Below are 203 nucleotides of genomic sequence, written 5' to 3' on the forward strand. Positions count from 1 at the left end.
CGGCGCCGGCGTCGCTCAGGTCGAAGGCCTCGTAGGCGACCCCCGGGTGCAGGCGCGCGAGTTCGTCCGCGTCGCGCAGGTCGGTGCGGCCCATCTCGACGAAACGCCCGCCGCGCGGCAGCAGCCGCAGCGACGCGTCGATGAGCTCCCCGGCGAGGGAGTTCAGCACGACGTCCACCCCTCGGCCCGACGTCACGTCCAGG

The 203-nt window shown here is 74.9% G+C and carries 1 protein-coding gene; it reads right to left on the reverse strand.

Going from position 1 to position 203, the window contains the following annotated elements:
* The coding region (locus tag OO54_RS44805; protein ID WP_157856624.1) for a zinc-binding dehydrogenase at positions 1-203 on the reverse strand (203 nt) is incomplete at both ends.

It is taken from the genome of Streptomyces wedmorensis, assembly GCF_000716445.1.
Lineage (GTDB): Bacteria > Actinomycetota > Actinomycetes > Streptomycetales > Streptomycetaceae > Streptomyces > Streptomyces wedmorensis.